Annotated in this window: 16 protein-coding genes; 7 read left to right on the top strand and 9 right to left on the bottom strand. The window is 62.1% G+C overall.

Translation table 11 applies throughout. The features are described from left to right. Positions 1 to 566: 566 nt before the first annotated feature. On the bottom strand, positions 567 to 2,456 hold the full coding sequence (locus tag CIT37_RS03295; protein ID WP_334262555.1) for a LuxR C-terminal-related transcriptional regulator: 1,890 nt from the start codon (positions 2,454 to 2,456) through the stop codon (positions 567 to 569). 405 nt (positions 2,457 to 2,861) lie between these two features. Next, positions 2,862 to 3,485 (bottom strand): response regulator transcription factor, encoded by a 624-nt coding sequence (locus CIT37_RS03300; protein ID WP_038972828.1) that lies wholly within the window; start codon positions 3,483 to 3,485, stop codon positions 2,862 to 2,864. A gap of 386 nt (positions 3,486 to 3,871) precedes the next feature. Between CIT37_RS03300 and CIT37_RS03305 the strand changes: the two genes are divergently transcribed. Further along, the gene (locus CIT37_RS03305; protein ID WP_038972827.1) at positions 3,872 to 4,120 is read left to right on the top strand and encodes a hypothetical protein; all 249 of its coding nucleotides are present in this window, start codon (positions 3,872 to 3,874) and stop codon (positions 4,118 to 4,120) included. Here the strand turns inward: CIT37_RS03305 and CIT37_RS03310 are convergent. The 7 genes from CIT37_RS03310 to CIT37_RS03345 form a co-directional block, all read right to left on the bottom strand. After that, positions 4,095 to 4,796, bottom strand: coding sequence for a phasin family protein (locus CIT37_RS03310; RefSeq protein ID WP_095424509.1), 702 nt, complete (start codon positions 4,794 to 4,796; stop codon positions 4,095 to 4,097). The genes CIT37_RS03305 and CIT37_RS03310 overlap by 26 nt on opposite strands. A 974-nt stretch (positions 4,797 to 5,770) precedes the next feature. After that, positions 5,771 to 6,136, bottom strand: a complete 366-nt coding sequence (locus CIT37_RS03320) for a response regulator (protein ID WP_038972824.1) — start codon at positions 6,134 to 6,136, stop codon at positions 5,771 to 5,773. Beyond that, a complete protein-coding gene (locus CIT37_RS03325; protein ID WP_095424510.1) occupies positions 6,129 to 8,312 on the bottom strand; it encodes a PAS domain-containing sensor histidine kinase in 2,184 nt (727 codons plus the stop codon). Before CIT37_RS03325 ends, CIT37_RS03320 begins: the two co-directional genes overlap by 8 nt. Positions 8,313 to 8,596: 284 nt before the next feature. Next, complete coding sequence (locus tag CIT37_RS03330; RefSeq protein WP_143279326.1) at positions 8,597 to 8,836, bottom strand: hypothetical protein; 240 nt, start codon at positions 8,834 to 8,836, stop codon at positions 8,597 to 8,599. Between the two features lie 1,834 nt (positions 8,837 to 10,670). Next, the gene (locus CIT37_RS03335) at positions 10,671 to 11,786 is read right to left on the bottom strand and encodes a L,D-transpeptidase family protein (protein WP_244611362.1); all 1,116 of its coding nucleotides are present in this window, start codon (positions 11,784 to 11,786) and stop codon (positions 10,671 to 10,673) included. Between the two features lie 33 nt (positions 11,787 to 11,819). Further along, positions 11,820 to 12,497, bottom strand: a complete 678-nt coding sequence (locus CIT37_RS03340; RefSeq protein WP_028141933.1) for a nitroreductase — start codon at positions 12,495 to 12,497, stop codon at positions 11,820 to 11,822. Positions 12,498 to 12,652: 155 nt separating this feature from the next. After that, the gene (locus CIT37_RS03345) at positions 12,653 to 13,606 is read right to left on the bottom strand and encodes a LysR family transcriptional regulator (RefSeq protein ID WP_095424512.1); all 954 of its coding nucleotides are present in this window, start codon (positions 13,604 to 13,606) and stop codon (positions 12,653 to 12,655) included. Between the two features lie 97 nt (positions 13,607 to 13,703). On the opposite strand from CIT37_RS03345, the gene CIT37_RS03350 reads away from it, so the two are divergent. From CIT37_RS03350 to recQ, 6 genes are all read left to right on the top strand, one after another. After that, a complete protein-coding gene (locus CIT37_RS03350; protein ID WP_028141931.1) occupies positions 13,704 to 14,885 on the top strand; it encodes an MFS transporter in 1,182 nt (393 codons plus the stop codon). A gap of 120 nt (positions 14,886 to 15,005) precedes the next feature. Further along, entirely contained in the window at positions 15,006 to 16,577 is a 1,572-nt protein-coding gene (locus CIT37_RS03355; protein ID WP_095424513.1) for an amidase family protein, read from the top strand. A 263-nt stretch (positions 16,578 to 16,840) separates the two neighbouring features. Then, complete coding sequence (locus CIT37_RS03360) at positions 16,841 to 18,142, top strand: O-acetylhomoserine aminocarboxypropyltransferase/cysteine synthase family protein (protein WP_095424514.1); 1,302 nt, start codon at positions 16,841 to 16,843, stop codon at positions 18,140 to 18,142. A gap of 12 nt (positions 18,143 to 18,154) precedes the next feature. Next, positions 18,155 to 19,153: a homoserine O-succinyltransferase MetA gene (gene metA, locus CIT37_RS03365; RefSeq protein WP_095424515.1), complete on the top strand. Its 999-nt coding sequence runs from the start codon at positions 18,155 to 18,157 to the stop codon at positions 19,151 to 19,153. Positions 19,154 to 19,257: 104 nt separating this feature from the next. Beyond that, a complete protein-coding gene (locus tag CIT37_RS03370) occupies positions 19,258 to 20,001 on the top strand; it encodes a polysaccharide deacetylase family protein (protein WP_095424516.1) in 744 nt (247 codons plus the stop codon). A 138-nt stretch (positions 20,002 to 20,139) separates the two neighbouring features. Further along, a complete protein-coding gene (gene recQ / locus CIT37_RS03375) occupies positions 20,140 to 22,005 on the top strand; it encodes a DNA helicase RecQ (RefSeq protein ID WP_038972818.1) in 1,866 nt (621 codons plus the stop codon). Positions 22,006 to 22,075: the final 70 nt, after the last annotated feature.

Consider the following 22,075-nt stretch of genomic DNA (forward strand, 5'->3'; position numbering starts at 1 on the left):
CAGGGCGTCCGTAGGCCGGTTAGCTCCACGATCGGCCCGGGTCCGACTTCGGCAGCCGCTCGAGGTCCAGGCCGGCGGTGGTGATGTTCTCTCCCAGGTCTGCCGCCGACCTCGAGCCGGTTTCGAGAAGGACCGCAAAGAGCTCGGATGGGATCAGGAGGACTTGTCGGAGATTGGCCAGGCGGGGCTGGCGACGCGCAGATAGCGATGCCCAACGAACGAGCCAGCGTGGCCGTCGCCTTGGATGCCGAACAGCGAGCGCCGCTATCGGCGCCAGAACCGATATCGCATAATTCATGTGAGGCGCGCTATCGCCGACACGCTAGGGTCGGGCCTTCTATCCGCGCCCTGATCGGAGGTGCCGCTCTGCAGCGCCGGCTCGCCTATCGGCGACGGCATGATTGAACAGGTCGAGCACTAGATCGAATGCAGCCATGTCCTCCTGTTCGATTGCTCCATCATCGGAGCGCTTGGGTGTCTCGGCGATGGTCGCGTCAACTGCGCGTTGCGATGTCAGCAGGGCAAAAAGCGTTTGAACCACGGCCCGGCCATTCGATCAGTGAATGCTAAACAATCAGATCGTGAGCCGCATGGAGATTGGCGTGCCATGAGTGATCGTGGTGCGCATCTGCAACATCAATTCCGTCAGCATCCTGGACCGGCTCCGGCCCCTCGCGCGCAACGGAATGCTGACCATCTCCATAGGCTTTTCCATCTCCGTGGCTCAGTTGCTGAAGGTCATACACGTCTGAAGACGTATTGTCGGCGAAACTCTGAAAACGAAAGGAATCGCCCAGTTCAGTGCCAACCGCTGATTTGGCCTGATCTGCATTGTCGGAAGAAGGCCCGCCCTTTCCTTCAGTGGCCGAATGTGCGTCATTGGCAGAATTTACGGACGCCGTTGGTATATTCTGCTGCGGTTTGCCAGTATCTAAATCAGCTGCCTGTGCATGCTGTGCGTGTTGCTCGCCGGCCGCGGAGCCATGTTCAAAAGTCTGCAAATCGCCGTGAGCCTGTCCGCGATTCGAATCTTCTCCCGGGGCCTCATGCTTGGCGTGCCCCTTGGCGGCTCCGGAGCCGTTGTCGGATTCATGCAGAGCCTTCTGCGATTGACCGCGATTTAAACCGTCGCCCGCAGCGTCATGCTTGGCATGCCCCTTGGCGGCTCCCGAGCTGTGGTCGGACTCATGTAAGGTCTTCTGCGATTGACCGTGATTTAAATCGTCTCCCGGGGTCTCACGCTTAGCGGCTTCGTCGGAAGGGCGCAAATCGAATTGGGATCGACCGTGATTTGACCCGCTGTCCCGGCCTGCCTCCGCGGGGCCCCGCTGCGAGGCTTCGTTCGCGGCCGCCGCAACAACATCAACGGCCCCCGAACCTCGGGGAATAGGGACTTCCCGGTCACTACCGCCATCCTCTGCATGGGCATTGCCGACATAAAGCTCGCGGCCGTCTGTGGCGATTGCATCGCCTAGGGCCAACTCGAATGCGAACGCCCGATCGTACTCGGCCGTGCCGCCGAAATTTGCGAAGCCGGGAAGTGCGGATGCCAGTCCGTTGGCGTCGCTTGCGGTAGATGAAGTGACGATGTCATCGCCGAAATCGGACGCCTGCACGGCGTGGTTGGCACCATCGAGCTCGTAGATCAAGGCGGCGAAAGCTGCAACCATGAAGATGCTGTAGCCGCTCGAACCCGGTCTCGGCGCGTTGAGTGCTGCCAGCGCAAATAGGCTCGCGGCAATCTCAGCGTCGACGAGTTTGCCGGTCGGCGATGGCGTCCCAGTTGCGACGCCGGCGCGGTCCTTGCTCGCGCCTCTGGCCGGGGTGCCACCTGATACTGCTTCCTTGCGGCTGATTTTAATGGTGACGACCTCCGCGCCGCCATTTGCGGCCTCGACCGTGAAACTTTCGGTTGCGGCGTGACCGGGCGAATCATCCAACGCTGCCAGGATCGCAGCAGCCAGGATACTCATCGCGCCATAACGGCGCGACAGTGCCAGCGCGGCGAGCTCCGTTCGGCTGTTGATTCCCAGCTTCTGTCGCGCGTGGTCGATGTGAATCCTGACGATCTCCAGGGAGACACCAAGCACCCGCGCAATTTCAGTGTCCGACAAGCCTTCCGCGACGAGATCCATGATCGTCCGCTCATTGACGGTCAGAAGCGCCAGAACGTTATTGCCGAATGAGGCGATTCCATTGGCTTCGTTACCGACCCTCGCCTGGTCAGACCCCCGTTTTTCCAGCCTCAGCGACTGCACCAGCGCTTCTGGCTTGGCGTTCATCGAAATCGCGCCGCAAGCGCCGGTCGCCAGTGCTCTGGCAAGATCGCCGCAGGTGACAGTAGCAGTGAAGAACACAAGCCGGGAGGAAAGACCTTCGTCGTCCACGGCGGCGAGGATGTCGGAGGCGGTTACATCAGTGAACCCGTCCTCCAGTAACACCACATCGGGCGTCAAGCGGCGAAGGGCCGCAAGGCAACTAGCGCCATCGAGACAGCACCCAACCACTTCGAAATCTGGCTGCGCTTCGAGCAGCGATACAAAGCCCTGCAGAACAATGGGACGTCTATCTGCTATCACAAGTCGAACGCGACGCATGGGCTTCCTTCGCTCGGCCTTGCAACACAACATGAGAGGCCGCGACTTAACTCCGCTCGGCCGGTTGCGTTCCAAATTGTCATAATGGGGTTCGTGCGGACGCTTCTGACGATGAGTTCAATCAGTTCGTCGGGATAGCTCCATATAGCTCGCCCCTTTTGCCGTCGCGCGCGTCAGAGGTCGTGCCGCTCAAGTGCGCACAGTGAGCAGGGCACTCTCCGATGTCGCTGCTGTGCAAAAACTTCCAAAATAGCAGGATTCCGGTCACTGGTGCAAATCGATCTCGACTGCGATCCGGACCAAGTCGGAGTGATTTCGAGCGCCGAGCTTGGACTTCAGCACGGAGGTCGTGTTGGCAACGGTTTTATAGGAGATGCCGAGTTCGGACGCGACTTCTGAAATGCGGTCGCCACGACCCAAAAGCCTCAGGATCTCGAGTTCGCGTGGGCTCATCTGCGTCAAAGGACTGGCCTTGATCGCCGCGCCCGCGAAAGTCGTCGCTTCCGCCAGACGCGGTGAGACGAAGCGCTCGCCGGCTGCAACCTTCCGAATGGCCTTGGCCAGGAGCCGGGGATCATCGCTCTTTGAGACATATCCCTGAATGCCCATCTCCACAGCGCGCACCACGAACGCCGGATCCTCACTCGCGCTGAGCATGACAATTTTGCCGGCCGGATCATCCCTGCGGATTCGCCGGGTCAACTCGAAGCCGGTAAGGTCGGGAAGCCAAATGTCAATCACGGTGACGTCGGGATGCTTCTGCAAGTACGCACGGTGGCCCTCCTTTGCATCGGAAGCCTCCAGGATCTCGACGGAAGGGTCCGATGTGAACAAGGCCCGGCAGCCGGTCACGACAACGGGATGGTCGTCGACGATTAGTACCCGCATTTCGATCTGGTCCTCATTTGCACGTGCTCGCTTCCTCCAGTTGTGGAGAACGTCGCGAGCACTTTAATGGTTCAAATATCTGAGCGGGACGTGGAGCGACCTGGCAAAAGGAGTACGAATTTCAGAAGATTTGGAATGTTTATTCCTTTCGGCAGAGGCTGCTGCTTCCTATCGCTTTGATGATCCTGAGCGCGCAGTTGTCCGGCGCGAGGGCGCTTCTCGTCTTCTCCTAATCAGTTCGAGTACCCTTGCGCTAGCCATGGCGCCAGCGGATTGATGTAGATTGCTGCTCGTCGTAGCAAGCCACGCGGCTTTGATTGGACACCGCGCACGCCGTGGTCGTTGATGTAATCCGAAGTTATTCGCCTTGCTAGGAATATCGCAGCATGTGGAACTGGATGATGCTGGGGCTAGAAAGCAATCGCGTGATCGGACTGCGCCTAGCGAAGTTGATGCGCGGGGGCAAAGCGGCCCAACGTGAAGCCCAGCGCATGGTGAGTGAAAAAGTGCTGGCGGCGGCGAAGGCCGGTACAAGCCTGATGGCTGGCGCATCGGGAGACAAGATTGTTGAGCAATACCGAAGGAAGGTCGCGGCAAACGCCAAACGGCTCAGTCGCAAGCGAACGCGCAAATGAAAATCGCGCTGAATTCGCCGGGGCGGCAAGAGCGGCTTGCCCTGCCGCTCTCTCCGTTGAACAAGTCCGCCCTGCTTAGCGTGGGATCTGATCCATAGTTTTTTTTAATCTGCTTCCCAGTATCGTCGGCCATTTTGAGCGACAAGTCGGCGATACGACGGCTGCTTTCCAGAGCGGTCTCCACTGTCTCCCGCACCATGTCACTCTGCACCGCCGCAAAGTCCTGTGGAGTTCGGCACGTCCACAACCTGTTCAAGTGGTCCATGTGCTTCTCAAATTGTTGACGAACCATCTGGAGGTACTCTTGGGACATTCCCCCCATCACTTTGGCGGCGGCTGTACCACTGTAGAGGAGCGTCTGCGCGTTGCGAGCTGACCGTTCGGTTGCCGCCGTTACCTTTTGCGCATCTTCTTCAGATATGCCAAGCGTGCGGCTAAACTGCTCGCTTGACCGTCCCATTACCGAGGTCGCCGCCTCGAGGCTGGAGCGCCAAGTCTGCTGTAACGTCTCAACATTTTGCTTGAGCATATCAGCGCTGGCCCGTGCCACTTCTTCGCCGGCTTCAGCCGCAGCTTGCCCGATGCGCGTGGTCTGCTCCGCAGCCCTCTCGCCTGTACGGCGGGCTGCGTCTTCCATGTTTTGTGTCGATCTCTCTTCCGGACGCGGGTTTGCCATCTTTAGTTCTCCAATGATTGTGTCGATGACTCCCTCAGCCTGTTGTGCAGAAACGCGATCCTGATGAGACCGTTCCTGAGACTTCCTACTCTTTCAGAATGGGCCGATGTCGCTAGGAATTATAAGCGAGGGTTTACTGCAGCTCATTCCCGCCGCAACGTATGTTGCTCAAGAAGGGTAGCAGAGGGCGCTCGCCGGCTGTTCTGTCGTGAGCTGACGAAACCGACGGTGCGGCCGTGAGACAGGTCAGCATTGATCAACGACGGCCGATTGCGCCGAGAAGTAATATCAACGCCGAAGCGATGATGGCGAGGAAAATGCGATTCATGGGCATTCACCGGCTGCGCAGCCCCGAGCACAAGCTGCTCTGACAGGCCGTCCGCGCTACGCTTGATGTTCGTAGCGCCTACGCTCAATGCCCCTGCTAGTAGTTGTTCCCGACCTATACTTTGGGAGCCGAACCCGAAACCAAGAAGAAGGACCGTTGTTTGGTCCGGGCCCAGCGAGGATCGTCCGCTGTTCGCCTTCGCTGGTATCTGGACGACGTTCAACGGTGATCGCGGACCGAAGTCGAAGCCGATACAGGGGCCGCATCAGGTCTACGGCTTTCTGACGACGGCGCCGAATTCGATGGTCGAGCCGATCCATCCGAAAGCGATGACGATGGTCCTGACGACAGATGAAGAACGAGAGGTATGGATGCGCGCTGTCGGACGAAGAAGGCATTGCAGCGGCCATTGACGGAAGACCCGCTCAGGATTGTCATGCGCGGGGTCAACCAAGAGGATCGCGCGGCGGCAGCGTAAAATTATGGACGCGCATTCGATGCCGTCCAGAGGATGCGCAGCTGCTCCAGCACGGGGGCGATATAGTTATGGATGAACTTGACCATGATCACGGTTGAGGTGATCCTCGCAGAGCGCAATGTGATGGCGGGGCAGACATTGCACGGAAGTCCTTGATCCGTGGCGGCCTTAGGAGTGCGACAGAAGCGTTCGCAACATATCGTTCAGTTGGTCTACGGAGAAGGGCTTACCAATTGCGGGGGCGTCTCTGAACTCCTCCTCTACGGGCGGGGCGCCATAGCCCGTGCTGAACAGGAAGGGAATCCTTCGCTCGCGTAAAACGCGAGCAACGGGGAAAACAAACTCTCCAGCCAAGTTGACGTCCAGAAGCGCCAGATCAAAGGAGCCGGTGGTCGCCAATTCGCATGCCTTTTTAAGATGAGCCGCAGAGGCAACAACCTTGAGCCCCAGTTCCTCCAGCATGTCTTCAATCATAAGGGCGACCAATCCTTCATCCTCAACGAGGAGGACCCTGGCGCCGGATACCTCAGACATTGGTGGACGCGCCCCTAATTGGAAATACCATGCGACAGCGAGTACCCTCCGTCTCAAAGACCAAGTCGAAGTCACCGGCGAGATCATGTTCGACGCAACGCTCCATTAGCCGCGTGCCGAACCCTCGCCGCTTAGGTGGGGTAACCGGTGGACCTCCGCGTTCGCTCCATTCGCATTCTAGTGTGATTTGAGGCCGTCCGCTGTCGACGATCTTCCAGGTAAGCGACACGGCTCCATCAGGTGCGGATAGTGAGCCGTATTTTGCCGCGTTGGTCAAAAGCTCATTGAGAACCATGGTGACACTCAGTGCGGTACGCGCGTCTAAATTGACGTTCGGACCGCCTGTGACAACCCGTCCGCCAGACACAGGCGCGACGATATCGTGAACTAGTTGCTCGAAAGGGGCATCTTGCCAATTGCGGGTCGTAAGAAGGTCATGGGCACGAGCAAGGGCCAACAACCTTCCTGTGAACGTCGGCAAAAACTCTTGCAGATCCGCCGCATGTCGAGCGGTTTGGCTCGCGAGTGACTGCACCGTGGCAAGCGTATTCTTTACACGGTGATTCAGTTCGTCGATGAGCACCTTCTGAGCATTCTCTGCCTCCTTGCGCTCACTGATGTCGACGAGCATGTTGATGGCGCCGACCAAGTGTCCCTTCGCATCACGGAGCGGAGTCGGATAAGGAATAAAAGGCACGCGTTTGCCGTCTGGACGCTCGGCAATTGCCTCGGCACCGCGAACTGGGCGGTTTTCACGCAGCGCCACTGCCATCGGACATTCATCGTGCGGCAGAGGCGAACCGTCGGGCCAATAGAGTTTCCAGGTTACGCACCATTCATCGCCAGGCTGGGGAGTTCTGCCGGCCATCTCGACCGCTGCTCGATTGAAGAAATTAATGCGGCCCTCGGCATTGGTGGTGTAGATCGCTGCGGGCAAAGCCTCAAGGAGATCGCGCATGCGCTGCTCGCCTTCGCGGAGACGATCCTCCAGCTGTTTGGTGGCTGTGACGTCCTGGGCGACACGCACGCCGTAAAGAAACCGGCCATTTGGATCGCGCACGGACGAACTGGAGATGTCTAGATGGCGCACAGAGCCGTCGGGCCGCAATGCACGCTTGCGAATCGTATAATTCTCGACCTCGCCGCGCACCTGAGCCGCATAGAGTTCGGCGTCCTTCGCCTGGTCATCTGGATCAGTGTAGTCATAGAACGTCATTGCCAGCAGTTCGCCGCGCGAGCGCCCAGTGATCCGACAAAGTGAATCATTCACCCGCAAGAAGCGGCCGCTCTCGTCCGCTTCCGATATCCCGACGATGGCAGCCTCGTATGTTGCCGCAAGTCGGGCATCACTGGCCTGGCGTGCTTCGTTGGCGGCTTGCAAGTCTGTGGTGTCGACAGTGAAGCAACGTGTGTTGACGAATTTGCCATCCACAAATCGGCCGTTTGACGTAATCAACACGTGCTTCACTGAGCCGTCGCGCGCGCGCAACCGCGCCGGATAACGGTCGAGCGGCTGGCCGCAGGAGAGGCGCTGGAGGATATCGCCAATCACCGGGGCGTCGGCATGAAACTCCGCGATGTGGCGGCCAATGTACTCCTCCGGGCTGTACCCGAGCAGAGTCAACTCGGCTTTGTTGGCGCGAAGGATAATGCCTTCACCGCTGACGATATGAAGGCCGACCGCGCTATTCTCGAAAAAGTCCTCCAGGTCCTGCGTTCTTCGCCGGACTTCTTCTTCGATCTGCTTCCGTTCGGTGATGTCCTGAAAGCAGTTGATGGCGCCCTGGATATTCCCGGAGTGGTCGCGCAGAGCGCGGATATTGATCAGGGCCGTAAAGCGAGAGCCGTCCGGCCGCGCCATAATAACTTCGGCGTTGCGTATGGGCGTTCCAGCCCTAACCGCGGTGGCCATGGGACAGTCACTGCGGGCCAGCGGACTTCCGTCGGGAAGGTACAGTTGGTGCGAACCGCAGAAGCGTTCCTTTTTGGCAGGGTTGGGGGTCCTTCCCCACAATTGCACCGCCTCGGTATTGAAGGCGATCAGCAATCCCTCGGCATCGCAAAGGCAAACCGCGCCAGGAATGGCATCCAGTGCAGTTTGGCCGGCCGCAACCAGCGCCTCGAACTCAGTCGGTTGGCGACGTGGGGAGTACGGAAATTCCTCGACATTGGACATCGAAGCGTCTCTCGGGGCGAGGGGACCCCAGGCGGGCCGTTCTGTTCGGGATGAACTGGCGGACGCCCCCGTTGGGCCGCCGAACAAGCCATAACAAATAGGAAAGCTGATGGTTCCACGTACCTCGCATCAGATCGTCGCCGATGGTTTCCTGGGTGGGGTAGCGCAAGCGGGCCGTTTCCTACGGCAGAACCTAAGTTGAACGTAAGGCGTTGGAATGATCGGCGCCGGCGCAAGCCGGTTCGGGGAGATCTGGTATGCGTCGCCGCATTAAGCAGTCCTTCTCATTCAATCAGCGGGCTCGCAGGAAGCTGCGAGGTTCCGGAAAGCCGTTGAAAAGCCGCTGAAGAGTTGCCGCCCGGCACCGCCTGAGTGTTGTTGGTGAAGCGGGTGAGGCAGGCTGAAGCCGCACTGCAAATTAATGTCGGGCTGGCCACGCCCAGCGCAGCGCCATCTTCTCCGCTTGGGCAGCTGACAGCAAAATCGACGCCGACCGGCGGGCGATAACGGCGCTCAACCTCCAAGATTCGGCCTGATGACGTTCGGTGATGTCACGAGTAAGCTTTGCGAAGCCGACTAACTCTCCCGATTCATCACGATGGTGTCGACAACAAGCGCCGAGGACCGCTGCCGTCCTTGTGTACTCGCCATGCCTCCGAATGGAAAAGGCCAGTTTCGCGTACAGCCGCAAATGCCGCCCTGCGCTTCTTTGTCTCGTTCTCTTCAGGCGTATAGAACGTCGGGAAGGACTTTCTGATATCTCATCAGCCGAATAACCCTTGAGCCTTTCTGCGCCGGGCACTCCCACGTTTGAACGCGGCCCTCTGTGCAACATGAAGATGGCGTAATCGACAATAGCATATAGAAGCAGCTCGAACCGGGCGCGCATCCCCGATGCGTTCGAATGGTGTCGGCCTCATTTTTCCTGGAAGGGCAGAACAAGGGTCATAGCGAACTTGATACCTAAGGGATTGTTGAATCGGAAAAGGTAGCAGGCGGCCTGATCGGCCCTCGTTGTGCTGATACGAGCATCTGGATCTCCGGCGAAGGCGCTTGCGTTGATGGACCGACTCAATGTCGGCGTATTGGCAAACCGGGCCAGCTTGGTTGCACCTTCCCAAAGCTCTACGGCATGCCCGTCCACGAGGTGCCTAGCCCTATCCCTTGCCGCTGCTTCGTCTTAGACATCAAGATCGACCCGAAGCTGTAAGATCGACCCGAAGCTGTATGTGCCCATCGGCATCGATGATGTAAGCGCGAAAGTCCGGCATGATCCTGGCCAAAACCCGCTATGTTCCAGAACCGGGACGAGTTTAGAGGCGATCTCCGAGTCAATTCGCCGGGCGGTCTCGCCGGGCCAAAAAACCGTGACCTTTTGCGATACGGTCGGCAAGCTTTTCCCAGTCCTCGGCGAGCCGAAGCCAGGGCTCTCGGTCAATGGGACTGACGGCTTGCGCCGCCAGAACTCTGCACTCTTCTGCTTCTTCGCGGAACCTATGGGCGTCCCTTTCGGTCACGTGAATGCTCGCAACATAATCTCCTAATATGCGGCCGCGAGCTGATCGTTCCGCCGCTTTTGCGCCTGTTCTTTTTAGCGATGTTCGCTGAGTATCGTTGCGGATGCGGTGATGTCCGGCAAGACCACACTAGGAGATCTCCGGGTCGTACCGGGCCGCGCCCTAATGGCGTTCACGGGCCGCGAAGCGAGCTAGGGATACCCGCAAGCGGCAGGGACCATCCGACGTCCGAGATGGGTCAAAAGCAGATGGTTGTGGGCGCGTGAAGGAGCGCTAGGCGCCAACCGAGGACACTTGTCGCTGCGGTGCCGGCACCTAGTTTGTCTCTTACGGAGAGCAGATCGTAATCGATGCGATCTAAGACAGAATCTTCGCAGCCCTCATTGGAGGGGTGTGAGACATGATTTTTTCGGTACTCCTTGGCTGCATGCCGAAATGTTCGGGATTAAGGGCTGAAAATCGCCGGAGGTATGGCTGGCTCGATGACTTGAGCGACCTGATTCGTCCGTAGACCGGATCAATTAAGCGATCTTACCTTTTGCCCCGGGGCCAAACCTAAGGGATTGGAATTGAACGCGTTTTGGGGCCAGATGGGGTCCTTCACATGGAGAATGTTGGAACTCGGTTGCTCTCCCTCCGCCAGCCTTCGCAAACAAAGTTTGCGCAAGGCTGTCGCGCCGAAGCCCGCGGGGCGGAGGCGGACTCGTTGCCGTTTGCTTTGGTTCAGCAAGCCGGGACGAACTTTTTTTCGAGGTCTCCGCTCCGACGCCGCCAGCATTCCCTGGACGGAATGCCGATGCCATCCTCTTCTGATGATCCACCGCGGACGCCGCACGAGCGTTCAGCACCGACCTGACGGGAAGCCGACACGCGTCGGATTACACTCCGGCAGCTTGTCCAACGAGCTGCCAAACCATCTACTCGCCAACGAGCCATCATTGTCGATCCAGGGGATCGGTGGCAATTGCGGCAGGTAGGATGCATACGGCATGACTTTCGCAAGCGTCACTCTGCCCGGAAATTGTGTGAGGAATGCCTTGTTCATTCCGCCGTCCAGTCCGCTGTATATCGGGGCAGCCGGAACGTTGTCTTCAAGCAATCGCGCGTATTCGAGCTCGTCGGAGCGCCTCTTCTCCAGCGCCCGCCGCGCGATTTCCGGATTGACGACGAAGGGGGGACATTTTTCGGTAGGGTTGAACACTGGAGGCGACGGCGAATTCAGGGGAGGTCGCGCATCGAACACATAGCGGCGGTCGCACACATCCACCCTTGGTTCGAGTCGCGTCGTCTCGAAATGATCGTTGCCGATCTTGAGCATTTTCCAGAAGACCAGGTTGGGGCTATTTCGATGCCGCGCCAGGTTTGCCGGCGTCAGGCGGAACGGATAGGCCTGGACCTGGAACGACGGCCGGCCGCCGAGGAATGAGTCGCGTGCCAGCGAATAGATTTCGCTGATCTGTTCGTCGGTCATGGCATAGCAACCGCTCGACCAGCAGTCGCCGTGGATCATGAGGAAGCTGCCGTTGCGCTTGTTCGCCTTGTCGAACGTGTTGGGAAAGCCGAGGTTGATCGAAAGATGGAAGTTGGAGTTGGGATTCATCAGCTCGGGTGTAATCGTATAGAACCCTTCCGGAGCCTGTCGGTCGCCCTCGTACAATTTCGGCCCGAGATCGCCCGACCACCGACAGATCGGATAGGTCTTGAGGATCTGGAAACGGTCGGTCGCGTCCTGCTTCCAGACCTCGAGCTCGGCCTCCTCCTTGAACAGGCGCACGACGATAGGTGAATATTTCGGCATCTTCTTCTGTTCGAGCAGCGAGAGCAGCTCAGCGGGTAGCTCCCTCGTTGCCTTGGCTGGCAACGGCTTGCTGCTTTCGCCAAGACAAATGACCGGCGTCAAGGCAGTGGCAAAAGCCGCCGCCAGCACAAGTACACGTCGGACCATGGCGCGGATCACTGCTGTGCCTCCAGCCCTTCCGACCGCAGGCCGCTACTTCTCGAAACCGACGAACACCGTCGCTTCCTCGACGGACTTCCGCTCCGACACCACGGCATTCGCCGGAAAGGTTTCATCCGGCCAGCCCAGCGCGATGCTTTTCATGATGACTTGATCGTCGGCTATGCCCGCGTGCTCGCGCACCACGGGGGACTGCATGATGCCCTGGCTGTTGATCACGGCGCCGAGCCCGCGCGACCACGCGGCATTGACCAGGGCGGTCGCCACGGCGCCGCAGTCGAAGGGCGTATCGTCGCTACCGTCAAGCACGCGATCATAGGTGATGATCACGCAGACGGGCGCGTCGAACTGGCGGAAGCCGCGCAGCACCCAGTCCTGGCGCTTTTCCGTGTTGTCGCGCTCGATTCCCATCGCGGAGAATAATTGTTTGGCGACGCCGACCTGCCTGTCACGGTGCTTGCCTGCAAAGGCCTGGCCCGTGCGGAACTCGCGCGACTGCGGGATGCCCGCCACCATCCGTTCGGTGTTGCCGGCGCGGATCCGATCCAGCGGTTCGCCGGTGATGACATAGAAATTCCAGGGCTGGGTGTTCATCGACGAGGGAGCGCGCATCGCCAAACCAATGATTTCCGCAATCAGCTCCTTGGGTACCGGATCGGGTTTGTAGCCGCGGATACTCCGGCGACCGAGGATGACGTCATCGAACTGCATTTGTGTGGAATTCCCCTGACAAGCTCTGAAACAGTTAGGACTTTCGCGGTTTCGGCACCCTCGCGCAAGCGTCGGCGGTGCGTCCTCAACGGTCCAGCCACGCGGAACACGATCGCATCAGTCTGGATTGACTGACGCTCTCTCCGCCATCAGCCTCATCCCGCCAGTTTCCACCTCCCATCCCCCGCCCGCTTCAGCGCGGGATCGCTCACTAGCACATGCTCGGCAAGGAAATCGATGAACGCGCGGACGCGTGCGGGCAGGGGGGCGGTGTGGCCGACATAGACGGCGTGGATGTCTTCGCGGTCGCCGGGATTGTAGTTCTGCAGCACCGGCACGAGGCGGCCGGATTCGATGTCGGGGCCGATATGGAAGAGCGCGAGGCGGGCGAGGCCGACGCCGCCCAGCGCCAGCCGGCGGGCGACTTCGCCGTCGCTGGCGCGTGCGACCGGCGGCGGCACGGCTTCCTCGGTGCGATCGCCGCGCCGGAATGGCCATCCGCCGCGGATGCGCGGAAAGGTCCAGCCGATGCCGCGGTGCTCAGTGAGATCCGCCGGCGTCCTGGGCGTGCCAAAGCGCGCCAGATAGTTTGGGGTGCCGACGACCACCATGCGGCTGCTGCCGAGCTTGCGCGCGATCAGGCGGGACGCTTTCAGAGGTCCCACACGGATCGCAACGTCGGCATGCTCCTGCATCAAGTCGACCAGCGTGTCGGTCAGCACGAGATCGAGCGTGACCTCGGGATGCTGTTCCAGGAAGCGGGGGATCAGCGGCATCATATGCAGCATGCCGAACGGGATATTGCAGTTGACCGTGAGGCGGCCGCGCGGCGCCGCGCCTGACGCCGCCTCGCGCTCGGCTTCCTCCATCTCCGCGAGGATCCGCACGGCCCGCTGATAGAACGCCTGGCCTTCCTCGGTCAGGGTCAGCTTGCGCGTGGTGCGGTTGACGAGGCGCGAGCCGAGGCGGGCCTCCAGTCGCGACATCAGCTTGCTCACGCCCGACGGCGTCAGCCGCAGCTTTCGCGCGGCCTGGGTGAACCCGCCGAGATCGACGACGCGGACGAAGACCTCCATCTCGGCGGAGCGGTTGGTGTCGAAGCGGGCCATGTTGAATTCACGTCACAAATGATTGGATTGAGGACATTCTAATGGTTTTGCACGGGCACGGCTATCTGTGGCTCGTCTCATCCATCGGAGCCCACGCATGCCTCCCGCCGTCCTCGCGCTCACCGCCGGTGCCTTCGGCATCGGCACCACTGAATTCATCATCATGGGCCTCTTGCTCCAGGTCGCCGCCGACATGCATGTCTCGGTACCGGTCGCGGGCCTGCTCATCTCCGGTTATGCGCTCGGCGTGTTCGTCGGTGCGCCCGTCCTGACGCTGGCGACGCGGCGGATGCCGCGCAAAACCGTGCTGCTCGCGCTGATGGCGATCTTCACGCTCGGCAATGCGGCCTGTGCGCTGGCGCCGAACTACGAATTGCTGATGGCCGCGCGGGTGCTGACCTCGCTTGCCCACGGTACTTTCTTCGGTGTCGGGTCGGTGGTGGCGACGAGCCTCGTCGCCGAGGACAAGCGGGCCTCCGCGATTTCCACCATGTTCATCGGTCTCACCGTCGCGACGTTGCTGGGCGTGCCCTTCGGCGCCTGGTTCGGTCTGATGCTCGGCTGGCGCGCGGCGTTCTGGGCCGTGACGGTCATCGGCGTGATCGCCTTTGCCGTGGTTGCGGCCCTCGTGCCCGGCCATGTCGGCAACGGCGACAAGCCGGTCTCGCTTGCCGAGGAAGTATCGGTGCTCGGCCGCCCGCAAGTGTTGCTCGGCCTTGCCATGACCGTGTTCGGCTTTGCCGGCCTGTTCGTCGTCTTCACCTACATCCAGCCGATCCTGACGCGCTTCACCGGCTTTTCGGAAGGCGCGGTGTCGCCGATCCTGCTGGTGTTCGGCGTCGGCCTCGCGATCGGCAACGTTGCCGGCGGCAAGCTCGCCGACCGGGGCCTCGCCGGCGCGCTGATCGGAACGCTTGCCGCGCTCGCCATCGTGCTGCTTGGGCTTGCCGCCGTGCTGTCGGTCAAGATCGCGGCGATCGTGCTGATCCTGCTGCTGGGTATCGCGGCCTTTGCGACCGTCGCCCCGCTCCAGCTTCGCGTGCTGGAAGCGGCCGGCCCCAGCGGCCGGACGCTCGCCTCAAGCCTCAACATCGCCGCGTTCAATCTCGGTAACGCTCTCGGCGCCTGGGCCGGTGGCGTCACCATCGACCGCGGGCTCGGCCTCTCGGCGCTGCCTCTGGTCGCAGCCGGCATCACCGCTGTCGGTCTGGTGCTGGCGCTGTGGAGCCTGCGGCTCGACCGCGCGCCGGCGGCCGTCGCGGCCTGCCCCGCGGAATAGCGCAAGCGGCGCGATCGCGGACAATTCGCCGCGTCGCGCCGTTGGCCCATGCAGAAAACGCACCTGTACACATCCTTTCGCCATCCGTAACTTCCTCGGCGCAATTTCAGGAGGTGCGACGTGGCGAAGAAGACGGCCAAGAAGACTGCCGAGAAGAAGACTGCTTCGAAGAAACCGGCGAAGACCTCCAGCAAGACCAGCGCAAGCCGCAAGGCCGTCGTTGCAAAGAAGGCGAAGAAGGCCGCGCAGCTCAAGCCGGCTTCATCGCGCCGTCCCCAGGGACCGGCCTGGCAGTGGTCGGCGGTGGAGACCGCGGCTGCAATCCGCTCCGGCGCAATCTCCGCAGTCGAAACCGTCGAAGCCCATCTCGAACGGATGCGCGCCGTCAATCCGAAGCTGAACGCGGTCGTCGTCGATCTCTCGGAAGAGGCGTTGAAGGCGGCGCATGCCGCGGACAAGCAGCGCGCCAAGGGCGGCGAGCTCGGCCTCCTGCACGGCGTGCCCATCACCATCAAGGAAAACGTCGATTACGAGGGGCGGCCGAATTTCAACGGCGTGCCCGCCAACAAGGACCTGGTCGCGCCGTCGGATGCGCCTGTTGTTCGCAACCTGAAGAAATCAGGTGCGATCGTCATCGGGCTCACCAACACGCCGGAATTCTCCTTTCGCGGCTTTACCGACAACCCCCTGCACGGGCTGACGCTCAATCCCTGGGATCCCAATATCACCTGCGGCGGCTCCTCGGGCGGTGCGGGTTCGGCGGTCGCCGCCGGCATCGGCACCATCGCCCATGGGAATGACATCGGCGGCTCGCTGCGCTGGCCCGCGCATTGCAACGGTGTCGCCACCATCAAGCCGACGCAGGGGCGCATCCCCGCGTTCAACGCGAGCGCAACGGCCGAGCGGCCGATGCTGGCGCATCTGATGTCGGCGCAGGGGCCGCTCGCGCGCCATGTCGCGGACGTTCGCCTTGCACTCGAGGTGATGAGCCGGCGCGATCCGCGCGATCCCTGGTGGGTGCCGGCGCCGCTGGTCGGCGAGAGGCCGAAGGGGCCGATCAAGGTGGCGCTGGCCAAGATCCCCGAGGACATGGAGGTCGACCCTTCCGTACGCGCCGCACTGCGCCAGGCCGCCGATCATCTCGAACGTTCCGGCTATCGCGTCAGCGAGGTCGAGGTGCCCGACATCAACGGCGTCTGGCAGACCTGGTGCGACATCATCACCAACGAGACCGTGGTGATGCAGGAGGCCGGCATGCTGAAGGTCACCTCCGAGGACTTCCACAAGGCCTGGGGCGGCATGAAGGCCAAGGCCAATGTGCTCGATCTCAAGGCCTGGATGCAGGCGACCGCCGCGCGCAACGGCCACATCCGCGCCTGGCAATTGTTCTTCGAGGAGTACCCGGTCGTGCTGGCGCCGACCACGGTGAAGCCGACGCCGGGCCCGCGCGAGGATACCGTCAGCCCCGAGCGCGTGCGCGAGATCTTCTGGGGCGAGATCCGCTTCATCTCGGCGATCAACGTGCTGGGCCTGCCCGGCGCCGTGGTGCCGGTGGCCGTGCACGACGGCAAGCCGATCGGCGTGCAGCTCATTGCCGGGCGTTATCGCGAGGACCTCGCGCTCGACGCGGCGGCCGCGGTCGAGAAGCGCGCCGGCGTGCTCGCGCATCGGCTGTGGGAGAGCATGGTTTAGTCCATGATTGTCGCCGCATTGGCGGCGCCATCTTTCTCCGCAAGGAGAAGGCATGGCGCCGCCACGGCCGTGCAGGTCGCACTTCGTTAATCCGCTTTAACCCGGATTCCGGCCAATTCGCCGACAAGCATTAGGGTTACTTCCTCGATCTCTAAGCGAATTATTGTCCGCTTTACCACCCGCCTCTAACACGGGGGCGGCGGACAACGCACATGCCTCATACAGGCCAATAAGTGCGGCCCGCCCCACGCGGAGGTGGCACGATGCGCAACGAGACGATCGCTATTCACGCCGGCTACGAGCCCGAAGCGACCACGCACGCGGTCGCCGTGCCGATCTACCAGACCGCGGCCTACGCTTTCGATAGCGCCGATCACGGCGCGGCGCTCTTCAATCTCGAGGCCGAAGGCTTTCGCTACAGCCGCATCGCCAATCCGACCAGCGCCGTGCTGGAGAAGCGCATCGCCCAGCTCGAAGGCGGCGTCGGTGCGCTTGCGGTTGCGACCGGACAGGCGGCGCTGCATTTCGCCTTCGTCAACGTCGCCGATCACGGCGGCAACATCGTTTCCGTGCCGCAGCTTTACGGCACCACGCACACGCTGCTCTCACACATCCTGCCGCGGCAGGGCATCACCGCCCGCTTCGCCGAGAGCGACAAGCCGGAGGCGGTCGAGAAGCTGATCGACGAGAACACCCGCGCTGTGTTCGCCGAGACCATCGGCAATCCCGCCGGCAATGTCTGCGATATCGAGGCGCTGGCCAAAATCGCGCATGCACATGGCGTGCCCCTGATCGTCGACAACACCGTCGCAACCCCGATTCTGCTCAAGCCGTTCGACTACGGCGCCGACATCGCCGTGCACTCACTGACAAAGTTTCTGGGAGGCCACGGCACCACGCTCGGCGGTGCCATCGTCGATTCCGGGAACTTCCCGTGGGCGAAATACGCCGATCGCTTCCCGGCCTACAACAAGCCCGACGCCTCCTATCACGGCCTCGTCTATGCCGAGCGCTTCGGCAAGACCGCCTATATCGAGCGCGCGCGCAGCGTCTATCAGCGCACCATGGGCTCGGTGCTGTCGCCGTTCAACGCTTTCCTGCTGCTGCAGGGCATCGAGACCGTGGCGCTGCGCATGGAGCGCCATGTCGAGAACGCGCGCAAGGTCGCCGAATTTGTCCGCAAGGATCCGCGCGTTGCCTGGGTCAATTACACCGGCTTTCCCGACAGCCCCTATTATCCGCTGGTGCAGAAATATCTCGATGGCAACGCCTCGTCACTGTTCACCTTCGGCATCAAGGGCGGAATGGAGGCCGGCAAGTCCTTCTATGACGCGCTGAAGCTGATCACGCGCCTCGTCAATATCGGCGATGCCAAGTCGCTGGCCTGCCATCCGGCCTCGACCACCCATCGGCAGATGTCGGCAGAGCAGCAGCGCGTCGCCGGCGTGCTGCCGGAAACGATCCGGCTCTCGATCGGCATCGAGCATGTCTCTGACATCATCGAGGACATCGACCAGGCGCTGGACAAGGCCTGCCTCTCGGCGCGCCTCGAGGCCGCGGAGTAGGCGGCGGCGTCAATGACGATCTTGATCGACAGGGATCAAGTCATATCGAGCCCGGCGCTGGTGCCGGCCGAGCGCGATCTCGCGCGCGATCACGGCGCTGAGCTCACGATCGGGCTCGTCAACAACATGCCGGATCCGGCGCTGAAGGCGACCGAGCGTCAGTTCTTGAAGCTGCTTCAGGCGGCGGCCGGTCCGCGCCGCATCCGCTTCCATTGCTTCTCGCTGCCCAGCGTGAAGCGCTCGCCGGAGGCGAAGTGGCATGTCGAGAGCGAATATTCCGACCTCTCCGATCTGAAGCGCCAGAAATTCGACGGGCTGATCGTGACAGGCGCCGAGCCGGTTGCGCCCGAGCTCGACCGGGAGCCTTATTGGCGTGACCTCGCCGACCTCATTGACTGGGCCAAGGCCAACACGCGCTCGACGATCTGGTCGTGCCTTGCCGCGCATGCGGCGGTGCTGCATCTCGACGGCATCGAACGGCGGCGGCTGCCGGCCAAATGTCACGGCATCTTCGATTGCGACGCCGTGACGAGCGATGCCCTGACGCGTGCCGCGCCGGCGCCGCTGAAGGTGTCGCATTCGCGCCTCAACGAGCTCGCGGAGAGCGACCTGGTGCAGGCCGGTTATCAGGTGCTGACACGCTCGGCGGAGGCCGGCGTCGACGTTTTCGTTCGCCAATATGACAGCCGGTTCGTGTTCTTCCAGGGGCATCCGGAATATGACGCGCTGTCGCTCCAGCGCGAATATCTGCGCGACATCGGCCGCTACCTTGCGCGGGAGCGTGAGAACTATCCGCGCCTGCCCGTGAGCTATTTTGACGCAGCGACGGAAGAGAAATTGGTCCGCTTCGAGAAGAAGGCGGCGCACCAACGCCATCCGGCGCTCACCAACGAACTGCCCGGGCTGAATTTGCGCGCCGATATCGGCGCCGGCAGTGCGGCCGCGGTGCTTTTCCGCAATTGGTTGCAATATCTCAGTGTGGAAACCGAAGCGCCGGCCCTTGCGCGTTAGCGAAGGATATTGGTTCCGCGTTAGGATTACCCAGGCGTTAGGCTTGCCTCGACCAGCGCGCGAATGTTTCAGTACAGACATACGGAATCACGGGAAACGCAGTCGTGTGGTCGGCACTCCAGGGACGCGTGAGCAATCGGCTGGCCCGGCATTTCCGCGCCGCGTCGCACCGGCTGCCTGCGCATGCGCCGATCGTGAGCTTTACCTTCGACGATGCCCCGGATAGCGCCGCAGGCGAGGGCGCCGCGCTACTGGAAGAGCATGGCGGCCGCGGTACGTTCTATCTCGCCGGCAGCCTGATCGGGCAGCCGTCGGACCATTGGAATGGCCTGTCGGACGATGCGATCGTGCGGCTTCACCGCGCCGGTCACGAGATTGCCTGCCACACCTTCTCGCACCAGAGCTCGGCCAATCTCGACGAGGCCGCGATGGCTCGCGAGATCGAGCGGAACCGCACCTATTTTCGCAGCATCGATTCCTCGATCAATCTGGAGAACTTCGCCTATCCCTATGGGATTGCCTCGGTCTGGCGCAAGCCGCAGCTCGCCAAGGCCTTCCGTTCTGCGCGCGGCATCCTTCCCGGCGTCAACAGCGACGTCATCGATCTCCAGTTCCTGCGTGCGTCGCCCTTGGTCAATTGTGAGATCGACAAGGCAGGCGTCGATCGCTATTTCGACGAGGCGGTGGCGAGCGGTGGATGGCTGATCTTCTACGGCCATGACGTCGCGGACGCGCCGAGCCCCTATGGCTGCACGCCGGACCTGATGCGTCATGCGCTGGAAGCCGCCGGACAGCGCAACATGCCGATCGTGACGGTCGCAGAAGCGCTGCGCAGGATCGGGGCGTAGGGCTTATTCACCTCTCCCCGTAGGAATGGGGAGAGGGAGGAAGCAGCCGCGCCTCGACCCTCAAACGCTCTTGCCACGCCGACGCCAGCATGCGACTGGCCTTGTGACGAATCTCTTGGCCTTGTTCCCCGAACGCCCATGAATGCCCCTTCCACCGCCCCGCGACCTGCGCCGGCCAACGGCCGCGATGCGCTGTCGGTGCTGCATTCGGTGTTCGGCCTGCCGGGCTTTCGCGGTTCGCAGGGCGAGATCATCCGGCACGTCACTGACGGCGGCAATTGCCTGGTGCTGATGCCGACCGGCGGCGGCAAGTCGTTGTGCTATCAGCTGCCGTCCCTGCTGCGCGAAGGCTGCGGCATCGTGGTGTCGCCGTTGATCGCCCTGATGCGCGACCAGGTTGCCGGCCTGCTCGAGGCCGGCGTCAACGCCGCCGCGCTGAATTCGTCGCTGACGCTGCAGGAGGCCTCCGACATCGAGCGGCGCCTGCTCGCGGGCGATCTCGATCTGCTCTATGTCGCGCCGGAACGCCTGGTGACGCCGCGGTGCCTGTCGCTGCTGGCGCAGGCGAAGGTGGCGCTGTTCGCGATCGACGAGGCGCATTGCGTCTCGCAATGGGGCCACGACTTCCGCCCCGAATATGTCGGCCTCTCCATCATCGCCGAACGCTTCCCCGACGTGCCGCGCATCGCGCTGACCGCGACCGCCGACGAGTTGACGCGCAAGGAGATCGTCGCGCGGCTTCAGCTCACGGACTCGCCGCAGTTCGTCTCCAGCTTCGACCGGCCCAACATCCGCTACGAGATCGTCGACAAGCGCAGTGCGGTGTCGCAGCTGAAGGAGTTCATCCGGGAGCGCCATGCCGGGGACGCCGGCGTGGTCTATTGCCTGTCCCGCAACCGTGTCGAGGAGGTCGCCGCCGCGCTCGACGAGGCCGGCATAGCCGCGCTGCCATATCACGCCGGGCTCGACAGCCAGGTGCGTTCGCGCAACCAGGACCGCTTCCTCAACGAGGACGGCATCGTCATCGTCGCGACCGTCGCGTTCGGCATGGGCATCGACAAGCCCGACGTGCGCTTCGTCGCCCATCTCGACCTGCCCAAGAGCATCGAGGCCTATTACCAGGAGACCGGGCGCGCCGGCCGCGACGGCAAGCCGTCGGCGGCCTGGATGGCCTACGGCCTTTCCGACATCGTGCAGCAGCGTCGCATGATCGACGAATCCAGCGCCTCCGACGAATTCAAGCGGGTCTCGATCGGCAAGCTCGATGCGCTCGTCGGCCTTGCCGAGACGCCGCACTGCCGGCGTCGGCGGCTGCTCGCCTATTTCGGCGAGATCGTGATGGGCGAGAGCTGCGGCAATTGCGACAACTGCCTGACGCCGCCGAAAATGCGCGACGGCAAGGTGCTGGCGCAGAAGCTGTTGTCGTGCGTCTATCGCACCGGGCAACGTTTCGGCGCGATGCATCTGATCGACGTGCTGGTCGGGCGCCTGACCGAGAAGGTGACGCAGTTCGGCCACGACAAATTGTCCGTGTTCGGCATCGGACGCGAGCTCAACGAAAAGCAGTGGCGCACCGTGCTGCGGCAATTGGTGGCGATGGGGCATTTGCAGAGCGACAGCGAAGCCTATGGCGCGCTGAAGCTGACCGAGACCGCGCGCGGCGTGTTGCGCGGTGAGACCGAGGTGTGGCTGCGCGAGGAAGCGCCCGGCACGCGCCTTCGCGCAAGCCGCGGCAAATCCCGCCGCGGCGACCTTGCGCCCGCCGCCAACGCCCCGCAAGGCGATGTCGATCCCGAACTGCGCGCGCGGCTGCGCTCGTGGCGTTCGGACATTGCGCGCGAGCGCGGTGTGCCGGCCTATGTGGTGCTGCACGATGCCACCATCGACGGCATCGTCCGGGCCTGGCCGACGACACTCGACGAGCTGCGCAACGTGCCCGGCATCGGCGACAAGAAGCTCGAGCATTACGGCGACGAGCTGCTGCAGATCGTCAGGACGCGGTAGGGCTTCTCGTCATCCCGGACAAGCGGAGCGCAGATCCGGGATCCATACCGCGTGATTTATCTTGGGGCAC

Source organism: Bradyrhizobium ottawaense, from assembly GCF_002278135.3.
In the GTDB taxonomy this organism is placed as follows: domain Bacteria; phylum Pseudomonadota; class Alphaproteobacteria; order Rhizobiales; family Xanthobacteraceae; genus Bradyrhizobium; species Bradyrhizobium ottawaense.